1 protein-coding gene and 1 rRNA gene are annotated in these 3,071 nt (G+C 41.4%); both read left to right on the top strand.

From position 1 onward, the window contains the following. A 5S ribosomal RNA gene (gene rrf / locus LB465_RS17865) occupies positions 1-85 on the top strand; the annotation flags it as partial. Between the two features lie 494 nt (positions 86-579). Continuing rightward, a partial coding sequence (locus tag LB465_RS17860; RefSeq protein ID WP_224471280.1) for a collagen binding domain-containing protein occupies positions 580-3,071 on the top strand: 2,492 nt, incomplete at its 3' end.

Here is a 3,071-nt window from a genome sequence, read left to right as displayed (position 1 = left end):
CACCTCTTCCCATTCCGAACAGAGAAGTTAAGCCCGTTAGCGCAGATGGTACTGCTATTTGTGGGAGAGTATGTCGCCGCCTTTCTTTTGAACCCTTCATCATTATTTGATGAAGGGTTTTTTTATGCTCAATAATTACCTGCTTCTCCCTCCGTAAATCTTCGAGTTGTAAACATAGCAGATGAATATATTAAATCACGGTCTCATTTTTCCTTTTATAAATTTTATGTGATTTCTCATTTTTATAAGCATTTTAATACCTGATCTTTGATACTTTTTGATTAAGGGAAAACCCGTGAAAATAACTGTATATGAATGTTTTGGGTTAAATTGTTTAGCTATAAGTGAAATTATATTAAGGATTTTTTTAAATTTATTATCAGTTATTAGAGTGTTCAACCTACCGAGAATTCTTTAAAATTGAGCCCCTTTACACACTTTCCCCCGAGACCCTTAAGGTTTTAAACTAACCGCATCTTGTGGTTTAGGTAGTTATCCCCCCTATGTATATTCTTATTCTAATCATTTTTTGCCCAAAATCTTCTTAGCCGAAGATTACTAACCTTAAAATATTCGATTATGAAAGATTTTACGATCAATCTTCATTTTTTGCAGAATACAAAATCTGAAATGGAGTCTAAGGGAACTACCATTTTTCCTAAAGGGGCATGGTTATTTTTCCCTTTAATATTTTTGTTTTTTAGTCTTAGTGTACTTGGTCAATCTGCTAATCTTGATCAGGTGAGGAATGGTTCTGCTATTTCTCTAGAAAGTCCTGGAAATTGGGTGAACGGAAATTTAGGACCTACACAAGCTCATTTAGCAGAGGGCTTTTCAGTTCCTTATAGGGCAATATTATCTGATATTCCATCTGGAACCACCGTAACCTTTACAATAGGGTATGATATAAAAGCAAACGGAAAACATGCCATAGATTATCTTACTCACTACGATAGAAGTGAGCCGCATTTTTTAGCCTTCGGACATTCACCCCGGGAGATTATTGATCCTACTATAGGTGTGCCGGGTGTGACTCTAAATTCAAGTGCTACAAACACCTTCCCAATAACCGATCCACTTACCTTGAATACTCCGGTAGCCGGACAGCCGACTGCAAGTTTTAACGGAGTAAAAGGGGAGGTCTATGATGATGTGAACGGAGATAATGTTCCGGGCTCGCATATGTCAGTATGGAATGGCGAAATTACAAATATTTCTTATGGGACGGCAGGTGATTTGAGTGCTGCTAGCAGTGAACAACAAGTAAGTATAACATTTGATGTATCTGGAAATATCGGAGATCCTGGCAGAACTGTATTATTAGCATGGGGGGGACATATTGCAAGCAGGTTGGATTGGGGAGAAACCAATGGAGAACCAAACTCGGCAGGTGGAATAGATGGGTCTCCTTATCATATGAGAATAATTGGTTGGAGTTTAGGTAATTTAGGCCAACAAGACAGATCATTAAAAGCTGATGCTGTTGTACCACCACCGGATTGTATTTTTGATGCCGGTACAGATAACCTCTGTGAAGGAGGAGAAGGTACCTATACAATTATGCCTGTTGATGCTGGTTTTGATCCTATTTATTCTTGGGAAATTGTACCAAATGATACAGGGGCCTACTTTGATCCCCCAAATCCTAGTAGCACTACTGCTACGGTAATTGCCGATGATAGCGATTTTAAAGTGGTCGCTAGTATAATATCAAATTTTGGAACTGTAGATTGTGAATATGAAACTGAAGTTGATATAGCGCCATATGCCGGTGTAGACGGAGAAGATCGTTTCTGTGAAGGAGATGAGAGCAAGGATGGAGTAAACCTGTTTGATCTTATCACGGAAGAGGATGCCGGTGGAAACTGGGCCGATACGGATGCCAGTGGTGTGGATCTCAGTGATCCCACGATGGTAGATTTTACTGGATTGAGTGCAGGTTCTTATACTTTCACTTATACAGTGACTCCTGGAGAGGAATCAGAATGTATTGCCGATAGTTCAGAAGTAGAAATTGTGATCGATGCCCCGGTGAATGCTGGAGGAGATGGCAGCGTACAGTATTGTGAAGATGATAGTGTATTGTCTTCAATCGATCTGTTTACGATCATTACAGAAGAGGATCCTGGCGGTAGCTGGGCCGACACAGATGCCAGCGGGTTAGATCTCAGCGATCCCACGATGGTAGATTTTAGTAGCCTGTCTCCTGGAACTTACACCTTTACTTATACAGTAAGTCCGGATGATGAGAATTCCACTTGTCCTGATGATGAATCGGTAGCAAGTATCACTATTGATGATGCTTCGTATGCTGGTGTAGACGGAGAAGATCGTTTCTGTGAAGGAGATGAGAGCAAGGATGCAGTAAACCTGTTTGACCTTATCACCGATGAGGATGCTGGTGGAAGCTGGTCTGATACAGATGCCAGTGGGGTTGACCTTAGTGATCCCACGATGGTAGATTTTACTGGATTGAGTACAGGTTCATATACCTTCACCTATACGGTAACACCTGGAGAGGAATCAGAATGTATTGAAGATAGTTCAGAAATAGAAATTGTGATCGATGCCCCGGTGAATGCTGGAGGAGATGGCAGCGTACAGTATTGTGAAGATGATAGTGTATTGTCTTCAATCGATCTGTTTACCATCATTACAGAAGAGGAAGTTGGCGGCAGCTGGGCTGATACGGATGCTAGCGGAGTAGATCTCAGCGATCCCACGATGGTAGATTTTAGTAGTCTGTCTCCTGGAACTTACACCTTTATTTATACAGTAAGTCCGGATGATGAGAATTCCACTTGTCCTGATGATGAGTCGGTAGCAAGTATCACTATTGATGATGCTTTGTATGCTGGTGTTGATGGGGAAGATCGTTTCTGTGAAGGAGATGAGAGCAAGGATGGAGTAAACCTGTTTGATCTTATCACGGAAGAGGATGCCGGTGGAAACTGGGCCGATACGGATGCCAGTGGTGTGGATCTCAGTGATCCCACGATGGTAGATTTTACTGGATTGAGTGCAGGTTCTTATACTTTCACTTATACAGTGACTCCTGGTGAGGAATCAGA

Source organism: Salegentibacter lacus (assembly GCF_020164555.1).
Taxonomy (GTDB): Bacteria; Bacteroidota; Bacteroidia; order Flavobacteriales; family Flavobacteriaceae; genus Salegentibacter; species Salegentibacter lacus.
The sequence above is the reverse complement of the archived record's forward strand: the minus strand, read 5'-3'. Positions and strand labels throughout refer to the sequence as shown.